An 18,749-nucleotide genomic window follows, 5' to 3' on the forward strand; every position below is an offset into this window, starting at 1 on the left:
TTGGTGCAACCAGAGTCAGGTGGTAGTAAAGCGGTAGCCCGCTTGCCAGACGGCGAAACAGGCATCGACCACCTGTTCGTCGTAATGCACACCGGCATAGCGCGTCAGCTCGGCGAACGCATCGGTGAGAGAGAGGGCGCGCCGGAACGGACGGTGGGCCGTCATGGCGGCCAGGGAGTCGGCGACCCGTATAATCCTCGCCTCCAGCGAGATCGCATCCCCCTGTAGCCCTTGTGGGTAGCCGCTACCATCGAGATTTTCATGGTGCTGCATCACTATGGTGGTGATGGGCCAGGGGAAGTCAATCTGTTGCAGGATCTCGCGGCCAGTGTCCGGATGCTGTTTGATCAGTTCGAACTCAACCGGCCTCAGTTCCCGCGGGCGTGTGAGGATCTCCGCCGGGATCTGCAGCAGGCCGATGTTATGCACCATGGCCGCAAGACCCAATCCATCCAGCTGCTCTTGCGGCAGTTGCAGCTGTTGACCTATAGCCAGCGCGAGATCATGCACGCGCCGTTCGTGTCCTGCCGTGACCGGATCTTTGTGGGCAATCGCGGAGGAGAGGGCCGCGATGGTCTGAAACAGCAGGGTGCGCTGGCGCTGCTCGCTTTCCTTGATATGGGTGATGTCGACCAGTGCCCCTATGATTCCGGCCACCTCGCCCTGATGGTCATAGAAGAGATCCTTGAAGTTGAGCACCTGGTAGCGGTGGCCGCTGCGATCAAACAGCGTGTGTTCAAAATATTGCGGCTGCCTGCTGCGCAGCACCTCCATGTCCCTTTGGGTATATTCGTCCGCCATCTCCGGGGGCAGGATTTCGTCCACCCGCTTCCCCTGCAGCTCGGCCTTGCTGATCCCGGTGACCTGGGTAAAGGCCGGGTTGCAGCTGAGAAAGCGCCCTTCGACATCCTTGTAGAACACCGGGATGGGAATGGCCTTGAGCAGGGATTCGTTGAGGCGCTGCATGTCGACCAGCTCGGCCTGCTGGCGCCTGGCGAGCTGTTCGCTGTCCTTGCACAACTGGATGGCGCGCGCCAGATTACCGAGCACCGGGCTGAACAGATGGCAGACCGGCACTGTGTGCTGCTGGGGTTGGGGGGCCAGCAGCAAGATGAGATATCCCCCGTCAACCCTGAGCCGATAGGCAAAGTGGTACGGTCGGCCACCGGGGAGAGGCAAGGTCGTTTGCAGCGCACATTGGTCACCTTCAACAATCCAGGCAGGCAAGGAGAGCAGCGAGCCACTGTGCCGGGATAGCTGATCATCACCAATGACCTTGAGCAGCTCATATCCTTCCCGTTGCTGCTGCAATACCACACCAACCGGTGTGGCACAGTGAAACATAAAGCGCTGCAACACTTTGGTGAGCAGGGCATCGAGTGTGACCTCCCGACCGATGCAGAGGGCGAGATCGCAGACAATGGCCATGGCGTGATCGTTATTCATTGCTAACCCTCGCTGAGACAGAGGATGGCACCGTTGTGAAAGAGCGGGTAATCCCCCGGCCTTACACTTCCTATCTCGCCAAGAGAGAGGGCCCCGACCAGCTCGTGGGCTCCGCTGTGGCTAAAGAGGGTCTCCAGCTCCAGGGTGCTCTGTTCGCCGAAGTGCTGCTGACGGCCGGCGCAGTAATAGATCTCGAGGCGCTCGGGTGTACCGTGCCGGCCGAGCTTTTCGGCCAGTTCGACAGCGTGCTCTGTGGGGCTTTCCGGGGCTTTCAGCAGTGTGAGAATACTGTGGTCAGGCACCTCTCCGACGCAGAGCAGGGCACCGTCGTCGGTAACGGCGACCGGGATCCGCACGATCACATCGCCATTGGCTCGCAGCAACCCCAAGGGCAAATGTACACCGTACCGATAGAACTGCTCTGGTGTGAGGTTTTGCTGGAACTGTTGCCGGATCAGGGATTGATAGCGGCTAAAAGCCGGCTCCCAGTCGATAAAGGAGATCTTGTTGCCTTCACTGCTGGTGGCGAGCATGGGCTGGGCAGTGAGTTGATAGCCGTGCTCCAGCAAGGGGGGACTGTGGGGGGAGAGCAGTGCACAGCTGACCCCATGCCCCAGCAATCTCTGGGTGTCAAACAGGCAGGGCATGGCTGTGAACTGGCCGCTACCTGCATTGACACCCGCATAGTTGACCCTGTCCGCCAGCCTTAGATAGATCCCCTCGAGCAGGGTTGCAATATTGGGGAGCATGGCGTCAAAGGTGAGAAAGAGGGTGGGAACCTTCTCGGTGTCCGGCCATTCTGCCAGTCGGGACGCCAACTGCTCGCAGATGATATCGGCCAGTGTATCGGCACTGGCTGTAGGGGAGAGCGAGAGCAGCAGAGGATTGTGGGATGCTGGTCGGGGCAACAGCCAAGCCCCCCTTTCGTGGAAACCGTGCCGACTGACAAGGCGTGGAAAGATGGCGCCGCAGAGTTGAATGTTGAGGCGCTGACACTGCTGCTGCAGATCGGCAACGCGTGCGGCATCCCGCTCGGCTAGCAACACATCGAGTCGTTGCCCCTCATAGGGAAGCAATGCATCGGCCAGTGGATGCGCATCAAATTGATGAAAAGTAGGCTGCATCATCGCTCGGAACTCCATTCCTGCCAGTCATCAATATATCAGCAAGGGGGTTGGATGAATACCGGACGAGACCAACGGCTGCACGGGGTGTGAGATGCCAACACAAAAGGGTCTCTGCCAGCAGGCAATCCACATAAAAACGAAACCGGCCACATGGGCCGGTTTTGAAGGGAAATGAGCCGGGTTACTGCAACACCACCTGCTGGAACCCTTGTACCAGACTGATGACCGGCTGGGGATAGAGCCCCAGCAACACCACCAGCGCTGCAGAGAGCAGCACCACCACACCACCGGAGGAGAGCGCCCAGTCGGCGCTGGCATCGCGCTGCTGCATGCCCGGTTCGCGCAGATAGAGGGTCACCATCACCTTGAGGTAGTAGTAGAGACCCAGTGCGCTGCCGAGCACGATGGCACCGGAGAGCCACCAGAGCTGCGCCTCGACGGTGACGCCGATGAGGTAGAACTTGCCGATAAAGCCGAGGGTCATCGGGATGCCCGCGAGTGACAACATCATCACCGTCAGCACTGCTGTGAGGTAAGGACGCTTCCAGAACAGACCGCGATAGCTGTGCAGGGAGTCGGCATCCTTGCCGCGATAGGGGCTCGACATCATGCTGACGACGCCAAAGGCGCCGAGGCTGGTGAACAGATACATCAGCAGGTAGACCCCGGCTGCTTCCACCGGCATCTGGCCGAATCGGCTCGCCACGATTACCGCCAGCAGGTAACCGAAGTGGGAGATGGAGGAGTAACCCAGCATCCGTTTGACGTTGGTCTGCACCAGGGCCAGCAGGTTGCCGACCAGGATGGAGATGACCGCCATGGCTGCCAGCAGCCAGTGGATCATGGGATCGCTCGCCGCCGGTACCGCCAGATAGAAGCGCAGCAGCACGGCAAAGACCGCCACCTTGCTGACGGTGGCGAGGAAGGTGGCGACCGGTGCCGGGGCACCTTCGTAGACATCCGGGGTCCAGAGGTGGAAGGGGGCCAGGGAGAGTTTAAAGGCAAAGCCGACCAGCATTAACCCCAAACCGCCCATCAGCAGCGGGTGGTGAGCCGGGCTCTCGGCCAGGGTCTGCCCCAGGGCGGCAAAGCTCAGGCTGCCAGCCTGCGCGTAGAGCAGCGCCATGCCAAACAACAGGAAGGCGGTGGCGGCGGCAGAGAGCACCATGTATTTCACCGCGGCTTCCAGCGAGTGGCGCTCGCGGTAGGCGTAACCCACCAGACCGAACATCGGCAGGGTCAGCATCTCGATCCCGATAAAGAGAGAGGCGAGGTGACGGGAGCAGGCCAGCACCAGACCACCGGCAGTGGCGATCAGCAGCAGCAGGAAGAACTCCTCCCGGTTGTCCGGGTAGGCTTTCAGCCACGATTGACCGAAGGTGCAGGTGGCCAGGGCGCCGATGAGCACCAGTCCCATGTAGAAGACGGCGTAACTGTCCACTTGCAGCAGCGGGGTGACCCCCTGATCCCCTTGCGCCATCACGATGGGCAGCGAGAACAGAGCAAGGTTGAGGCCAACAATGGTCACGGTAAAGGCGGTGGTGACACAGCGGCGCCAGGCGATGGCCAGCATCAGGGCCGCCATGGCCCCGGTGGTCAACAGCAGGGGAAGCAGTGCCAGCAGTTGGGAAGCGGAGAAAGTCATTGCAGGGCTCCAGCAGTCGGCAGCAGATACCAGTGCAGCACGTTGATAAGGCTGCTGCTGGCGGTGTCAATCACGGGTTGGGGATAGAGGCCAAGCAGAACCAGCAGGCCCGCGATCACCATCATCATGGTCAGCTCGCGGCGATCCAGCCCCTTGAGCATGCTCTCATCCTTGGCGGGGCCAAAGCAGGCGCGCTGCAACATGATGAGGGAGTAGACCGAGGCCAGTACCAGACCGAAGGTGGCGACCGCCGTGATGACAGGGGCAACCTGGAAGCTGCCGACCAGGATCAGGAACTCGCCGACAAAGTTGCCGGTGCCCGGCATGCCGAGCGACGCTACCGAGAAGAAGAGCATCACACCGGGCAGATAGCGCAGACGCCCCCACAGGCCGCCCATCTGGCGCAGATCCCGGGTGTGCAACCGCTCGTAGAGCTGACCGCAGAGGATAAAGAGGCCGGCAGCGGAGAGACCGTGGGCGATCATCTGCACCACCGCACCCTGCAGGGCCAGCTCGCTACCCGAGTAGATAGCGATCATCACAAAGCCCATGTGGGAGATGCTGGTGTAGGCTACCAGCCGTTTGATGTCGGTCTGGGCAAAGGCCACGATGGCACCGTAGACGATCCCGATCAGGCCAAGCACCATGGCGTAGGGAGCAAATTCTGCGGACGCTTCGGGGAAGAGCGGCAAGGCAAAGCGCAGCAGACCGTAGGCGGCGGTTTTGAGCAAAATACCGGCGAGATCCACCGAACCTGCGGTCGGCGCCTGACTGTGGGCATCCGGCAGCCAGCCGTGCAGCGGTACCAGCGGCATCTTGACCGCGAAGGCGATAAAGAATCCCAGCATCAGCAGCCACTGAACGCCCTTGCTCATCGGGGTATTGAGCAGCTCCAGATAGTTGAAGGTGAAGACTCCGGTGGCATGCTGGTGGGTCAGCACCAGCCCGATGATGGCCACCAGCATGATAAGGCCGCTCACCTGGGTGTAGATGAAGAACTTGGTTGCTGCGTTGATCCGTGATTTGCCGTCAGTGACCGAATGGCCCCAGAGCGCAATCAGGAAGTACATGGGGACCAGCATCATCTCCCAGAAGAAGAAGAAGAGGAACAGGTCCAGCGCCATAAAGACCCCGAGCACGCCGCCCAGGATCCAGAGCAGGTTGAGGTGGAAGAAGCCGATGCGTTGCACGATCTCTTTCCACGAACAGAGGATGGCCAGCACCCCGATAAAGCAGGTGAGGATCACCATCAAGAGCGACAGGCCATCCACCGCCAGATGCAAAGAGATGCCAAAGCGGGGGATCCACGGCAGGCGCCACTCGGCGGCCCAGGCGGAGGCAGCACCGGTGACGCCCGCGCTGTCGAGACCCGTGGTGGCAAGGGAGAAGTCACCACTTAGCCAGATGGCACAGGAGAGCAGCAGGCTGGCGCTCATGGAGAGCAGGGCTACCCAGCGGACAAACTGCCCGCCGAGACGCTCCATCTGCCAGCAGAGCAAGCCACCGATAAAAGGAATTAGCAAGATCCAGAGTAAAGTCACGGTATCAGCTCTCGTTCAAGTTCATATGAGATTGCGCTCCCTGTTCCATCAGGGAGAGCAAACAGCCTGGCTGTATGATTGTCCGGTTGTTCATCGCGTTACCCCAGCAGCAACAGCGCCAGCACCAGCACGGCGCCGATCCCCATGGAGGCGGCATACCAGCGCAACTTGCCGGTCACGGTCCAGGCCAGCAGCTGGTTGCCACGCAGGGCAAGCCAGGCGGGCAGGCCCATCATCCAGTCCAGCGGATCCTGCCCGACCAGACGGGTCGCCAGCAGATAGGGCTTGACCCACAGCTGGTCATAGAGCCAGTCAAAGCCCCAGGCGTTGAACCAGAGGGTGCTGAGCAGGCGGCCCGGCGCGCTGTTGGCAATGGAGGTGGCCAGACGGCGCTCACCGAGGAACAGAAACGCGGCCAGTGCAATGCCTGCGATGGCGATGATGCCAGAGGCTACCTCCAGTGCATGGCGACCCTCTTCGATATGGTCTCCCGGGCCTGCGGGCAGTACACCTGCCAGTGGCGGGGTGATCAGCGCGCCTATGCCGGTGGAGAGCACCAGCAATACCAGCAGCGGCAGATGGTGAGCCAGACCGTGGCCCGCATGGGCTTTGGTCTGCTCTTTGCCATGGAAGGCGATAAAGATCAGCCGGAAGGTATAAAGCGACGTGAGGAATGCCCCCGCCAGACCTGCCCACAGCAGCGTGCTTTGGCCAGAGGCTTCTACTTGCCACAGGATGGCGTCCTTACTGTAGAAACCGGAAGTGACCAGCGGCAACGCCGCCAGCGCCGAGCCCCCAACCAGGAAGCAGGCATAGACCAGCGGCAAACTCTTGCGCAGGCCACCCATCTTGAAGATGTTCTGCTCATGGTGGCAGGCAACGATAACGGCACCGGCGGAGAGGAACAGCAGCGCCTTGAAGAAGGCGTGGGTCATCAGGTGGAAGATGGCCCCTTCCCATGCGCCGACACCCAGTGCCAGAAACATGTAGCCAATCTGGCTCATGGTGGAGTAGGCGAGGATCCGCTTGATATCGGTCTGAACCAGCGCGGCAAAGCCTGCCAGCACTAGGGTGATGGCGCCAACCAGCCCGACCAGATGGAGGATCTCTGGCGCCAGCAGGAACAGGCCGTGGGTACGGGCAATCAGGTAGACACCGGCGGTCACCATGGTGGCGGCGTGGATCAGCGCGGAGACGGGCGTCGGGCCTGCCATCGCATCCGCCAGCCAGGTTTGCAGCGGCAGCTGTGCCGATTTGCCGACCGCGCCGCCCAGGAGCATCAGGCAGGCCAGCGACAGGGCAGGGGAGCCCTCGGCAAACAGGGTCGGGGCACGAACCAGCAGCTCGTGGATATTGAGGGTGCCCAGCTCCCGATAGAGGATAAACAGGCCGATGGCGAGGAAGACATCACCCACCCGGGTCACGACAAATGCCTTGAGGGCCGCTGCGCCGTTCTTGCGATCCTTGTAGTAGAAGCCGATCAGCAGATAGCTGCACAGCCCTACCCCTTCCCAGCCGAGGTAGACAAACAGCAGGTCATCGGCCAGCACCAGAAACAGCATGCTGGCGATAAAGAGGTTGGTGTAAGTGAAGAAACGGGAGTAACCCTCTTCACCGCGCATATACCAGGAGGCGAACAGGTGGATAAAGAATCCCACCCCGGTCACCACCCCCAGCATGGTCAGCGACAGGCCATCAAGTGCCAGCGAGAAGCTCGGTGTAAAGTTGCCCACCGCCATCCATTGCCACAGGCGCTGGACATAGACGCCCCCCTCGGGCGGGTTGCCCAGAAAGTCGATGCCCACCCACAGGGTAGTGAGGGCCGACAGGCCAATGGAGCCTACCCCGATCAGCGCCGAGGTACGCTCACCGAACCGGCCGAGGGAGAAGGCCAACACCAGCCATCCCAGCAGCGGAAATAGAAAAGTCAGATATAAGAGGCTCATCCGCGCATCTCGCTCACAGTGTCCACGTTCAGGGTGTGGTAACGACGATAGAGCAGCAGTAACAGGGCGAGGCCGATACTGGCCTCCGCTGCCGCCAGAGAAATCACCAGGATATACATGATCTGGCCATCGGCCTGCGCCCAGCGGCTACCCGCTACCACAAACGCCAGTGCCGAGGCATTCATCATGATCTCGATACTCATCAGGATGTAGAGCAGGTTGCGGCGGATCAGCAGACCGCACAAGCCGATGCAGAAGAGCACCGCGGCCAGCAGGAGGCCGTGCTCCATAGGGATTCCATTCATTGCTGACCTCCTTCTTGTGCAGAGCGGGATGCTGTGCGGGGGACGGAGAGCACTTCACCGCTCTTCTCTTCCCGACCCAGGTGATAGGCGGTTACCAGACCCGCCAGCAGCAGGATGGAGGCAAGCTCCACCGCCAGCACATAGGGGCCAAAGAGCTCGACACCCACCTGCTTGGCGGTCACCTCGGTCACTCCGATCAGGCCCCCGGTCACCCCGAGAATGCCGTGGGCCAGAAAGCCCAGCAGGATCAGCGAGAGCAGGGCGGGGCCCCCCCAGGTCATGGGGGTGAGCCACTTTTTCTCCTGTGCCTGGGCACTCCCCAGGTTCAGCATCATCACCACGAACACGAATAGCACCATGATGGCGCCGGCGTAGACGATCACCTGCAGGGCGCCCGCAAAAGCGGCACCCAGGCAGAAGAAGATCATGGCCACGGCGATGAGGGAGATGATGAGATTGAGCAGCGCATGCATGGGATTGCTGGTGCTGATCACCCGCAGCGTGCTGTAAATGGCCACCAGGGCCGAGGCATAAAATGCCAGTTCCATGATTGACTCCTCAGGGCAGCAGGCTCTTGACATCGATGGGCTTGGCTTCGTTTTCGGCATCCCCTTTCGGCTTGCCGTCGATGGCCATCCCGCTCATGCGATAGAAGTTGTAGTCCGGGTATTTGCCGGGCCCGCTGATCAGCAGATCTTCCTTCTCGTACACCAGATCCTGGCGGCGATACTCACCCATCTCGAAATCCGGTGTCAGCTGGATGGCGGTGGTGGGGCAGGCCTCTTCACACAGGCCGCAGAAGATGCAGCGAGAGAAGTTGATGCGAAAGAACTCCGGATACCAGCGACCATCTTCCCGCTCGGATTTTTGCAGCGAGATGCAGCCGACCGGGCAGGCAACTGCGCAGAGGTTGCAGGCCACGCAGCGCTCGTCCCCGTCGGGGTCGCGGGTCAGCACGATGCGACCGCGGTAGCGGGGGGCCGCATAGACTGCCTGCTCCGGATAGTTGAGGGTTTCACGGGGCCGCCAGGCATGGGAGAAGACCATGGCCAGACTGCGTAACTGGGTGCCGACACCCTGAATAATGCTAACAATTTTCATATTGAGTGCCTCACTGCGTACTTATCAGTACAACTGCCGCGGTGACCAGCATATTGATCAGGGTCAGCGGCAAGCAGACTTTCCAGCCAAACGACATCACCTGGTCAAAGCGCGGGCGAGGCAGGGAGGCCCGCAGCAGGATGAAGAACACCATGAAACAGGCGGTCTTCAGGGCAAACCAGATGAAGGGGGGCAGCCAGGGGCCGTGCCAGCCACCGAAGAAGAGGGTCACGATGAGCGAGGAGATCAGCACGATGCCGATATATTCGCCCACGAAGAAGAGACCCCACTTCATCCCCGCATACTCGATGTGATAGCCGTCGGCGAGCTCCTGCTCGGCTTCTGGCTGATCGAACGGGTGACGGTGGGTGACGGCGACACCGGCAAACAGGAAGGTGACAAAGCCCAGGATCTGGGGCGCCACGTTCCACAAGTCTGCCTGTGCCTCGACGATATCCCGCAGGTTGAAACTGCCGGTCTGGATCACGATCCCCATCAGCGACAAGCCCAGAAACACCTCGTAGGAGAGGGTCTGGGCCGAGGCGCGCAAGCTGCCGAGCAATGAGTATTTGTTGTTGCTCGACCAGCCGGCGAACAGCACCGCATAGACCGCCAGCCCCGCGATGGCCAAGATGTAGAGCAGCCCCACATTGAGATCCGCCACGCCCCAGGTGGGGGTGATGGGCACCACCGCAAACGCCAGAATAAAGGCAGTGAAGGCGATGATGGGGGCCAGGATAAAGATCCGCCGATCAGCGAAGGGCGGGATCCAGTCCTCCTTGAAGAACATCTTGATCATGTCGGCGGCCAGCTGGAGCAGGCCAAACGGCCCCACCCGGTTGGGGCCGTAGCGATCCTGCCACAGGGCCAGCAGACGGCGCTCGATGAAGCTCATGAAGGCGCCAGCCCCCACGATCCCCACCAGCACGACCAGTGCCTTGCCCACCTCCAGCAACAGATCGATCAGCGACTCGCTCATGCGATCACCTCCTGCAGGTTAGTGATTGAGGCTTGTTGCAGGGCCGTCGGCAGGCCGTTCACCCCAAGGGGGAGCCCCACCAGACCGGCGCTCAGCTGCTCGCTCAGGCGCAGACGCAGTTGCCAGTGGCTACCGCCCCAGGAGAAGGAGACCTGACTGCCCCCGTGGAGGGCCAGACGTTGCGCATCAAGGGGATTGAGCACCAGCTCGGGTTCGTTCATCCGGGCCTGAATGACCGGGCTGCGAGCGGAGAGCTCCTCGCCGCCAAACAGCTGGGCATAATTGACCACTTGCAGCGCATCCTCTGCCTTGAAGGGGGAGGGGATGGTAGTAAACCAGCCAAGGGTATCTTCGCTTGCTTCCAGCAGACGGCGACCCGGATCGCCAGCACGCAGTTTGCCACCCACTTCATCCTGGAACTTGTTCCAGGCGGAGGGAGAGTTCCAGCCCGGCGCCCAGGCGAACGGTACTTGCGGCAGCGGCTGACGGGCTCCGGCATACCCTTCCATGGAGAAGTTGAAGGGGGAGTCGGGATCTTGCGCTACCCGCGGCTCGCTGACGTTCTGATCCGCCAGCATGGAGGTGCGACCGCTGTAACGATGCGGCTCACGGGCCAGCCGCATGCCACGGATCCGCAAGCCTGCGTTGGGCGCCGCTTCCAGCATGGTAGCGAGCAGCGGATTGCTGGTGGCGCAGTCATGATTGACCTGGTCGAAGTTCTGCCAGCGCAGCGGCTTGCGTTCTATCGCCCCTTGCAGCGCTGCCAGCCAGCGCCACCCTTCACGCACCTGAATATCGGCGTTGTAGAAGGCGGGCGCATAGACCTGGAAAAAGCGCTGGGCGCGTCCTTCCATATTGACCAAGGTGCCATCGGCTTCGGCAAAACTGGCCGCTGGCAGCACCAGATCAGCCTTGTTGGCGGTCGGGGTCGCCTGATGGTCGATGACCAGCAGGTATTGCAGCCCTGCCAGCGCAGCATCCACCCGGTTGCGCGGCGCGCGGCGGTAGAGATCGTTCTCCAGGGTGACCAGCGCCAACCCCTCTTCTGACTCGATACGCGCAAGGGCGGCTTCGAGCGACTTGTCTGACAAGGTTTGAGCGCCCTGCATGGCCAGACCCAGCGAGTTGGCCTCCTGGCCAACCAGCGCGATGCTGGCTTCCTGTCCACGGTCTTTCAGGGCGCGGGCAATGTTGCTGGCCGCCTCAAGCAGCGCCACCTCGCGGGCAGTGGAGCCTGCAATGATAAGCGGCTTCCTGGCGTTGCCGAGCAGTTCGGCCCAGCGAGCCGCTTGTGCCTGCTGTTCGGGGTCGAGATCGGCCACGGCCGGTGCTACTGGGTCGAGCAGATTGGCGATGGCAAAGCCAAGGCGCGCCTGATCAGCATAGGGGGCGTGCAGCTTGTCGGCCGCCACATCATCAAGACGGGTGGTGTCGAGACTGGTGATGAGCAGCGGGTAGCGCTCGTTCTGACCCAGGGTCTGAACGGCGGCGACTTGCCACAGATCGACCTTCATCTTGCGAGCCAGCTCGCGAGCCTTGCCCTTGACCGCTTGGCGCAGCGCCAACGCGATACGGGCGGCGCTCATGGTGACATCTTCGCCGAGCAGCAGAATGGCATCAGCCTCTTCCATGTCCCGCAGGCTCGGAGTCGGCACGCCGCCCTGTTGCAGGATCTGCAGCATCTTCAGCTGACAGGCCCATTCGGCCTGCTCGACGCCTGCGTAGAAGTTGGCTTCACCCACCAGCTCGCGCAGGGCAAAGTTGCTCTCCAGCGAGGCGCGGGGCGAGCCGATGCCGATGAGGTCGCGGGCCGTGCGCAGGGCATCGGCGGCTCGGTTGAGGGCGCCATCGACCGTGATGGTAAGCTGGTCGTTGCCATCTTTGAGCAGCGGTTGGCGCGGGCGGTCGGCCAGATTGACATAGCCATAGCCAAAGCGGCCACGGTCACAAAGGAAGTAGTGGTTGACGCTGCCGTGGAAGCGGTTTTCGATGCGGCGCAGCTCGCCATAACGCTCGCCCGGGCTGATGTTGCAACCCACGGAGCATTGCTGGCAGATGCTGGGGGCAAACTGCATGTCCCACTTGCGGTTGTAACGTTCGGAGTGGGTCTTGTCGGTGAAGACGCCGGTGGGGCAGACCTCCACCAGGTTGCCGGAAAATTCACTCTCCAGGGTGCCATCCTCGACCCGCCCGAAATAGACGTTGTCGTGGGCACCATAGACCCCGAGATCCTCGCCACCGGCATAATCCTTGTAGTAACGGACGCAGCGGTAGCAGGCGATGCAGCGGTTCATCTCGTGACCGATGAAGGGGCCCAGCTCCTGATTCTGGTGGGTGCGTTTGGTGAAGCGGTAGCGACGGCTGTTGTGGCCGGTCATCACCGTCATGTCCTGCAGGTGGCAGGCGCCGCCCTCTTCACACACCGGGCAGTCGTGAGGGTGGTTGGTCATCAGCCACTCCACCACGCTCTTGCGAAATTCTTTAGCCTCTTCATCCTCGATGGCGATGTAGCTGCCATCGGTGGCCGGGGTCATGCAAGACATGACCAGACGACCGCGTTTATCATCGGCATTCTGATACTGTTTGACTGCACACTGGCGGCAGGCGCCAACGCTACCCAGCGCCGGATGCCAGCAGAAATAGGGGACGTCCAGACCCAGCGACAGACAGGCTTGCAGCAGGTTATCTGCTCCGTCTACCTCGTACTCTTTGCCGTCTACATAAATGGTTGCCATACAACTTCCCTGAAACCTGTTTTGTGAAATCTGTGGTGTCGTTACCAGCGCTCGCCCAGCAGATTGGGCTGGATCCCTTTGACCGGCTTGCGGTTATCACCGCTGCCTTTGATCCCGGCCTCGAATTCGGAGCGGAAATATTTGATGGCGCTGGCCAGCGGCTCGACGGCGCCCGGTGCGTGGGCGCAGAAGGTCTTGCCCGGGCCAAGGAAACCGCAGAGTTGTTCCAGAGTCGCCAGATCGCCGGATTGCCCTTCGCCACGTTCCAGTGCCCGTAGCAGCTTGACGCTCCAGGGCAGGCCATCGCGACAGGGCGTGCACCAGCCACACGACTCGCGGGCGAAGAACTCCTCCATGTTGCGCAGCAGGGAGACCATGCTGATGGAGTCATCCACCGCCATGGCGAGGCCAGTCCCCATCCGGGTACCGACCTTGCCGATACCGGCGGTATACATCTGGGCATCGAGGTGCTCCGGCAGCAGGAAGCCGGTGCCTGCGCCGCCCGGTTGCCAGGCTTTCAGGCGATAGCCGCTCTTCATGCCGCCGGCGTAATTTTCAAACAGCTCGCGGGCGGTGATGCCAAACGGCAGCTCCCAGACCCCGGGGTTGTTCACCTTGCCGGAGAAGCCCATCAGCTTGGTGCCGTGATCTTCCGAGCCCGGCAGCGCCAGCCCGTGATACCAGGCGACCCCGTTGCCGATAATGGCGGGGACGTTGCAGAGGGTCTCGACGTTGTTGACGCAGGTGGGTTTGCCCCAGACGCCGGAAACGGCGGGGAAGGGGGGTTTGGCGCGCGGGTTGGCACGGCGCCCTTCCAGCGAGTTGATCAACGCCGTCTCTTCACCACAGATGTAGCGGCCGGCGCCGGTGTGGACGAACAGCTCGAAGTCAAAACCGGATCCCAGAATGTTCTTGCCCAGCAGACCGGCGGCCTTGGCCTCTTCCACCGCACGGCGCAGGTGGATGGCGGCATCAACGTATTCGCCACGCAGGAAGATGTAGCCGCGATAGGCCTTGAGCGCCCGGGCACTGATGATCATCCCCTCGATCAGCAGATGGGGCAGTTGCTCCATCAGCAGGCGATCTTTCCAGGTGTTGGGCTCCATCTCGTCGGCGTTGCAGAGCAGGTAACGAATGTTCATGCTCTCGTCTTTGGGCATCAGCCCCCACTTCACGCCAGTGGGGAAGCCTGCACCGCCGCGCCCCTTGAGACCGGCATCCTTGACGGTACTGACAATCTCGTCCGGGCTCATCTGGCCGAGCGCCTTGCGCACCGCTTCATAGCCCTGTTTGGCCTGATACTCCTCCAGCCACACCGGCTGGCCGTCATCCCGCAGCCGCCAGGTGAGCGGGTGGGTCTCGGGGGCACGCGGGGTGCGATTGGCGGTGCCAAGAGAGGCGAGGATTTTGTTCTGCGGCAGGCTCATGGGTAAGCCTCCAGCGTTTTCAGCAAGGTCACCGGATCGAGGCCGCCATAGGTGTCGTCATCGATCATGATGGCTGGCCCCTTGTCGCAGTTGCCAAGACAGCAGACCGGCAGCAGGGTGAAGCGGCCATCCGGGGTGGTTTGACCGGGGCCGAGGTTCATCACCTCCTTGAGACCGGCCATCAGATCTTCATGGCCATTGATGTAGCAGACCATGCTGTCGCAGACGCGAATGATGTGGCGCCCCACCGGCTGGCGGAAGATCTGGCTATAGAAGGTGGCAACCCCCTCCACGTCGCTGGCGGGAATGCCGAGCTCGGCCGCGATGGCGTGAATGGCGCCGTCGGGGACCCAGCCTCTGGCCTGCTGCACGATCTTGAGCGCTTCGATGCTGGCGGCGCGGGGATCTTCGTAGTGGTGTTTCTCGTGTTCGATGGCATCGCGTTCAGCCTGGCTCAGAACGAAGTCGTCCTGTTTGCTGCTGCATGCCCCTTGCCCCTGTGGGGTCTGATTATTGTGACACTGACACTGACATTGCTGGCTCATGACTTGACCTTTGGTGGCTTGTCCTTTTACTGCTCGTCCGGCGATCCCAATTCCCGGCCATGGCCGGGAGGGCGGATCACTTAACGGTCCACATCCGACATAACAAAATCGATACTGCCCAGATAGACGATGAGGTCCGACACCATGCTGCCCTTGATCACCGAGGGGATCTGCTGCAGGTGAGCAAAGCTCGGGGTGCGGATCCGGGTCCGGTAGCTCATGGTGGAGCCATCGCTGGTCAGGTAGTAACTGTTGACCCCCTTGGTCGCCTCAATCATCTGGAACGATTCGGCTGCCGGCATGACCGGGCCCCAAGACACTTGCAGGAAGTGGTTGATCAGGGTCTCGATGTGCTGCAGCGTGCGCTCTTTGGGCGGCGGAGTGGTGAGGGGGTGATCCGCCTTGAACGGCCCCTCCGGCATGTTCTTCATGCACTGCTCGATGATCGACATGCTCTGGCGGATCTCCTCGATCCGCACGGTGGCTCTGTCGTAGGCATCGCCATTGCTGCCGACCGGCACTTCAAAGTCGAACTGGTCATAGCCCGAATAGGGACGCCACTTGCGCACGTCGAAGTTGAGGCCGGTGGCGCGCAATCCGGCCCCCGTGGTGCCCCAGGACAACGCCTGCTCGGTGGTGTAGGCCGAGACGCCTATGGTTCGACCGCGCAGAATGCTGTTGCGCATCGCCGCTTTTTCGTAATCCATCAAGCGCTTGGGCAACCAGCTCAACAGGTTGTCCTGCACCAGCCGCTGCCATCCCTTCGGCAAGTCGTGGGCCACACCACCGATACGGAACCAGGCCGGATGCATGCGGGCACCGGTGATCGCTTCGATGATGGTGTAGATCTTCTGCCGATCGGTGAAGGTGAAGAAGACCGGGGTCATGGCCCCCACGTCCTGGATATAGGTACCGAGGAACAACAGGTGGCTCTGGATACGGAACAGCTCCGCCATCATCACCCGGATCATGTCGACCCGCTGGGGCACCTTGATGCCGGCCAGCTTCTCGACCGCCAGCACATAAGGGAGGTTGTTCATCACCCCGCCCAGATACTCGACCCGGTCGGTATAGGGGATGTAGCTGTGCCAGGACTGGCGCTCGCCCATCTTCTCGGCACCACGATGGTGGTAGCCGATGTCGGGCACGCAGTTGCGGATCTCCTCGCCATCGAGCTGCAACACCAACCGGAAGGCGCCGTGAGCAGAGGGGTGGTTGGGGCCGAGGTTGAGGAACATGTAGTCCTCGTTCTCGTTGCCGCGGGCCAGGCCCCACTCTTCCGGTTTGAACAGCAGGTTCTCCTGCTCCATGTCCTGTTTGGCGGCATCGAGCATGAAGGGATCGAATTCGGTGGCGCGCGCCGGGTAATCCTTGCGCAGCGGGTGACCCTGCCAGCTCTTGGGCATCATGATCCGGGTCAGATGGGGATGGCCATCGAAGGTGATGCCCATCAGATCCCACACTTCCCGCTCGTACCAGTTGGCATTGGGGAAGTGGTTGGTGATGGTGGGCAGATGCAGGTCACTCTCGGCCAGCGCCACTTTCAACATCACATCGGCGTTACGGTCGATTGAGATGAGGTGATAGAAGACGGTGAAATCGCTCTGGGGCAGACCGTCGCGATGGCTGCGCAGCCGCTCGTCAGTCGCACTCAGATCGAAGAGCATCACGAACGGGGAGGGCACCTTGCGCAAAAAGCCCATCACATCCTGCAGCAGTTCGCGGGGGAGCCAGACCACCGGCACGCCGGTGCGCGTGGTCTGCACGGTGAAGTGCTCTGCCCCGAAGTGGGCAAACAGTTCGCCAATGACTTTGGCATCCTTGTGGTCGCTGGGCTGCCACTGGGCCATGGCGTAATTGCTGGGAAAATCACGAGTCAGTTTCATGGTCAGATCTCATCCGGCGTGCGCAGGTTGGTCACATTGATCCGTTCGCCGCGCTTGCGCTCTTTTTCGGCCTGCATCTGGGGACGGTAGATCCCCTGATCGCCCACCACCCAGGAGAGGGGGCGGCGCTCTTTGCCGATGGAGTCCTGCAGCAGCATCAGGGCTTGCAAAAAGGCTTCGGGACGGGGCGGGCAACCCGGAATGTAGACGTCGACCGGCAGGAACTTGTCCACCCCCTGCACCACGGAATAGATGTCATACATGCCGCCGGAGTTGGCACAGGCCCCCATGGAGATCACCCACTTGGGTTCGAGCAGCTGTTCATACAGGCGCTGGATGACTGGCGCCATCTTGATGAAGGGAGTCCCTGCAATCACCATGAAATCGGCCTGACGGGGCGAAGCGCGGATAACTTCGGCGCCGAAGCGGGCCACATCGTGGGGGGAGGTGAAGGCGGTACACATCTCCACGTAGCAGCAGGAGATGCCGAAGTTGTAAGGCCAGAGGGAGTTTTTGCGGCCCCAGTTGACTGTGTCTTGCAGCACCTCCTCGAGGCGGCCCATCATGATGCCGCGCGTCGCTTCTTGCGCCAGTGGGTCATCGACGGTCTGGCGCTGCTCTTGGGGGTAGCGCTCAACGGGTGCATCCGGGTCAATCCGGGTCAGGGTGTACTTCATGGTGCAACCTCAAGGAAAGGGTCTGTGGTTCAATCACTGTTTTTGTTGTTCAGCTGCGGTTTGCGCGGTGACCAGTCCAGTGCGCCGATGCGCCAGAGGTAGATCAGGCCGATAAGCAGCAGTCCGATGAAAATGGTGGCTTCAATAAAGCCGACCCAGCCGCTCTCCCGCACGGAGACAGACCAGGCAAACAGGTAGAGCGCCTCGACGTCGAAGATGACGAAGAACATGGCGACCAGATAGAACTTGGCGGAAAAACGCAGGCGGGCACTGCCGACCGAGTCGACACCAGATTCAAATGGCTTGTTCTTGGTGCGGCCGTAGGCGCGACCTCCCAGCAGGGCGGCGAGACCTATCATCACCAGACAGATGGTGATGGCACCGATGACATAAATGGCAAAAGCCCAATGTTGAGCAGAAATATCAGCAAACATAGAGGTTTTTCCTAACCAAATTAATCAAGTGACTTAACAATAATGTTACGCATTATGACACTTTCGCACTGATTTACATGTCATTTTTACGGGTTAATTATTAATCGGTTAACCGGTAATTAAATTTTGTTAAGAAGCGCACTTTTTTGTTGGTTATGGTGGGCGAGAAAGGCCTGGAAAGCGCAGAGAGCTGCTCCTCGTCATCACCTGAAAGGGGTATGTCGCGTGCGAAGCAAGATCAGGTCGGTATCGCGGGCAGGGGGCACAGGCGGGAGAAGAGCGTGATGGCGTGTGAGGTAGGGGGACGGCAAGAGCAATAAAAAGAGAGGCTTTCAAGCCTCTCCTGTCATCGCGTTCCGGTTTCGAGCGTGGGGCGGTCAGGGTTTATTGGCGACCAGCAAGACCTGATCCGGGTAGGCGCCAATGGCGCGAAGACCGATATCTCCCGAGGTGATATCCAGATACGCCCGCTGACCATTGGCGGAGGTTACCGTGCTGCTCATCAGATAGACATAGCCCTCATTGACCTCTTTACCGCCCCCCGCCATGGCGCGCGGGAAAATGGCTTCATTGAGAGAGGGCTTGTAGCAGGCATGCTCGACCAGGGTCGCTAACTCCTTGATGTCGGGCAGACGCCACTGGCTGATACCGCCGAAGTGATAGAGAGCATGACTGCTGTCACTGCGGATCCGCTCCGCCACTTGCAGCCCCTGCTGCCAGTAGTAAACGGTCGGTTCCCCCAGGCAACTGCTGCCACTCCATGTCTGTCCCAGTTTGCAGCGCATCCAGGTGAGGCCGGTGTGTTGATCCGTGACGGTGCCGTTGCCATGGTCAAGAAAACGGGCAGAGGGGGCGGTGCGATCCATGGTGTCATCACAGATGGCAGCACCGTGGGCCAGGGGGGCCATCAGTGCCAGCATGGCGAACGAAAAGCGATAAAGGCTCATGATATTCC

General features: G+C 61.0%; 16 protein-coding genes. All 16 read right to left on the bottom strand.

Going from position 1 to position 18,749, the window contains the following annotated elements:
• Positions 1–15 precede the first annotated feature (15 nt).
• The 16 genes from G5182_RS00230 to G5182_RS00305 all read right to left on the bottom strand — a co-directional run bounded on the left by G5182_RS00230 (position 16) and on the right by G5182_RS00305 (position 18,741).
• The gene (locus tag G5182_RS00230; protein ID WP_227340748.1) at positions 16–1,446 is read right to left on the bottom strand and encodes an HD domain-containing phosphohydrolase; all 1,431 of its coding nucleotides are present in this window, start codon (positions 1,444–1,446) and stop codon (positions 16–18) included.
• A 2-nt stretch (positions 1,447–1,448) separates the two neighbouring features.
• Positions 1,449–2,573, bottom strand: coding sequence for an FIST signal transduction protein (locus G5182_RS00235; protein ID WP_216962189.1), 1,125 nt, complete (start codon positions 2,571–2,573; stop codon positions 1,449–1,451).
• Between the two features lie 181 nt (positions 2,574–2,754).
• Positions 2,755–4,218, bottom strand: coding sequence for an NADH-quinone oxidoreductase subunit NuoN (gene nuoN / locus G5182_RS00240; protein ID WP_227340747.1), 1,464 nt, complete (start codon positions 4,216–4,218; stop codon positions 2,755–2,757).
• Positions 4,215–5,759 carry an NADH-quinone oxidoreductase subunit M gene (nuoM, locus tag G5182_RS00245; protein WP_139747386.1) on the bottom strand — a complete coding sequence of 515 codons (1,545 nt, stop codon included), beginning with the start codon at positions 5,757–5,759 and terminating at the stop codon, positions 4,215–4,217. The genes nuoN and nuoM overlap by 4 nt, the downstream gene beginning before the upstream one ends.
• 98 nt (positions 5,760–5,857) lie before the next feature.
• Positions 5,858–7,705, bottom strand: a complete 1,848-nt coding sequence (gene nuoL, locus G5182_RS00250) for an NADH-quinone oxidoreductase subunit L (protein ID WP_421251780.1) — start codon at positions 7,703–7,705, stop codon at positions 5,858–5,860.
• A complete protein-coding gene (gene nuoK, locus G5182_RS00255) occupies positions 7,702–8,010 on the bottom strand; it encodes an NADH-quinone oxidoreductase subunit NuoK (RefSeq protein ID WP_005337247.1) in 309 nt (102 codons plus the stop codon). Before nuoK ends, nuoL begins: the two co-directional genes overlap by 4 nt.
• Positions 8,007–8,558, bottom strand: a complete 552-nt coding sequence (gene nuoJ / locus G5182_RS00260; RefSeq protein ID WP_005359828.1) for an NADH-quinone oxidoreductase subunit J — start codon at positions 8,556–8,558, stop codon at positions 8,007–8,009. Before nuoJ ends, nuoK begins: the two co-directional genes overlap by 4 nt.
• Before the next feature lie 10 nt (positions 8,559–8,568).
• Positions 8,569–9,111: an NADH-quinone oxidoreductase subunit NuoI gene (gene nuoI / locus G5182_RS00265; protein WP_005337245.1), complete on the bottom strand. Its 543-nt coding sequence runs from the start codon at positions 9,109–9,111 to the stop codon at positions 8,569–8,571.
• 10 nt (positions 9,112–9,121) lie between these two features.
• Entirely contained in the window at positions 9,122–10,090 is a 969-nt protein-coding gene (nuoH, locus tag G5182_RS00270; RefSeq protein WP_421254051.1) for an NADH-quinone oxidoreductase subunit NuoH, read from the bottom strand.
• Positions 10,087–12,825 (bottom strand): NADH-quinone oxidoreductase subunit NuoG, encoded by a 2,739-nt coding sequence (gene nuoG, locus G5182_RS00275; RefSeq protein WP_421251778.1) that lies wholly within the window; start codon positions 12,823–12,825, stop codon positions 10,087–10,089. The genes nuoH and nuoG overlap by 4 nt, the downstream gene beginning before the upstream one ends.
• 41 nt (positions 12,826–12,866) lie before the next feature.
• Positions 12,867–14,252, bottom strand: a complete 1,386-nt coding sequence (gene nuoF / locus G5182_RS00280) for an NADH-quinone oxidoreductase subunit NuoF (protein ID WP_005359832.1) — start codon at positions 14,250–14,252, stop codon at positions 12,867–12,869.
• On the bottom strand, positions 14,249–14,797 hold the full coding sequence (nuoE, locus tag G5182_RS00285; protein WP_421254052.1) for an NADH-quinone oxidoreductase subunit NuoE: 549 nt from the start codon (positions 14,795–14,797) through the stop codon (positions 14,249–14,251). The genes nuoF and nuoE overlap by 4 nt, the downstream gene beginning before the upstream one ends.
• 80 nt (positions 14,798–14,877) lie before the next feature.
• Positions 14,878–16,683, bottom strand: a complete 1,806-nt coding sequence (gene nuoC, locus G5182_RS00290; protein WP_040067274.1) for an NADH-quinone oxidoreductase subunit C/D — start codon at positions 16,681–16,683, stop codon at positions 14,878–14,880.
• 2 nt (positions 16,684–16,685) lie between these two features.
• Positions 16,686–17,360 carry a NuoB/complex I 20 kDa subunit family protein gene (locus G5182_RS00295; protein WP_005344917.1) on the bottom strand — a complete coding sequence of 225 codons (675 nt, stop codon included), beginning with the start codon at positions 17,358–17,360 and terminating at the stop codon, positions 16,686–16,688.
• A gap of 29 nt (positions 17,361–17,389) precedes the next feature.
• Positions 17,390–17,794 carry an NADH-quinone oxidoreductase subunit A gene (locus tag G5182_RS00300; RefSeq protein WP_005344919.1) on the bottom strand — a complete coding sequence of 135 codons (405 nt, stop codon included), beginning with the start codon at positions 17,792–17,794 and terminating at the stop codon, positions 17,390–17,392.
• A 377-nt stretch (positions 17,795–18,171) separates the two neighbouring features.
• Positions 18,172–18,741, bottom strand: coding sequence for a DUF1566 domain-containing protein (locus G5182_RS00305; RefSeq protein ID WP_204483749.1), 570 nt, complete (start codon positions 18,739–18,741; stop codon positions 18,172–18,174).
• Positions 18,742–18,749: the final 8 nt, after the last annotated feature.

This window comes from Aeromonas sp. 600948 (assembly GCF_049174875.1).
GTDB classification, from domain to species: domain Bacteria; phylum Pseudomonadota; class Gammaproteobacteria; order Enterobacterales; family Aeromonadaceae; genus Aeromonas; species Aeromonas veronii_A.

Bases quoted from the DNA above. Each gene is read 5' to 3' on its own strand.
- G5182_RS00230 (WP_227340748.1), bottom strand. From the start codon at position 1,446: ATGAATAACGATCACGCCATGGCCATTGTCTGCGATCTCGCCCTCTGC.
- G5182_RS00235 (WP_216962189.1), bottom strand. From the start codon at position 2,573: ATGATGCAGCCTACTTTTCATCAATTTGATGCGCATCCACTGGCCGAT.
- nuoN (WP_227340747.1), bottom strand. From the start codon at position 4,218: ATGACTTTCTCCGCTTCCCAACTGCTGGCACTGCTTCCCCTGCTGTTG.
- nuoL (WP_421251780.1), bottom strand. From the start codon at position 7,705: ATGAGCCTCTTATATCTGACTTTTCTATTTCCGCTGCTGGGATGGCTG.
- nuoK (WP_005337247.1), bottom strand. From the start codon at position 8,010: ATGAATGGAATCCCTATGGAGCACGGCCTCCTGCTGGCCGCGGTGCTC.
- nuoJ (WP_005359828.1), bottom strand. From the start codon at position 8,558: ATGGAACTGGCATTTTATGCCTCGGCCCTGGTGGCCATTTACAGCACG.
- nuoI (WP_005337245.1), bottom strand. From the start codon at position 9,111: ATGAAAATTGTTAGCATTATTCAGGGTGTCGGCACCCAGTTACGCAGT.
- nuoH (WP_421254051.1), bottom strand. From the start codon at position 10,090: ATGAGCGAGTCGCTGATCGATCTGTTGCTGGAGGTGGGCAAGGCACTG.
- nuoG (WP_421251778.1), bottom strand. From the start codon at position 12,825: ATGGCAACCATTTATGTAGACGGCAAAGAGTACGAGGTAGACGGAGCA.
- nuoF (WP_005359832.1), bottom strand. From the start codon at position 14,252: ATGAGCCTGCCGCAGAACAAAATCCTCGCCTCTCTTGGCACCGCCAAT.
- nuoE (WP_421254052.1), bottom strand. From the start codon at position 14,797: ATGAGCCAGCAATGTCAGTGTCAGTGTCACAATAATCAGACCCCACAG.
- nuoC (WP_040067274.1), bottom strand. From the start codon at position 16,683: ATGAAACTGACTCGTGATTTTCCCAGCAATTACGCCATGGCCCAGTGG.
- G5182_RS00295 (WP_005344917.1), bottom strand. From the start codon at position 17,360: ATGAAGTACACCCTGACCCGGATTGACCCGGATGCACCCGTTGAGCGC.
- G5182_RS00300 (WP_005344919.1), bottom strand. From the start codon at position 17,794: ATGTTTGCTGATATTTCTGCTCAACATTGGGCTTTTGCCATTTATGTC.
- G5182_RS00305 (WP_204483749.1), bottom strand. From the start codon at position 18,741: ATGAGCCTTTATCGCTTTTCGTTCGCCATGCTGGCACTGATGGCCCCC.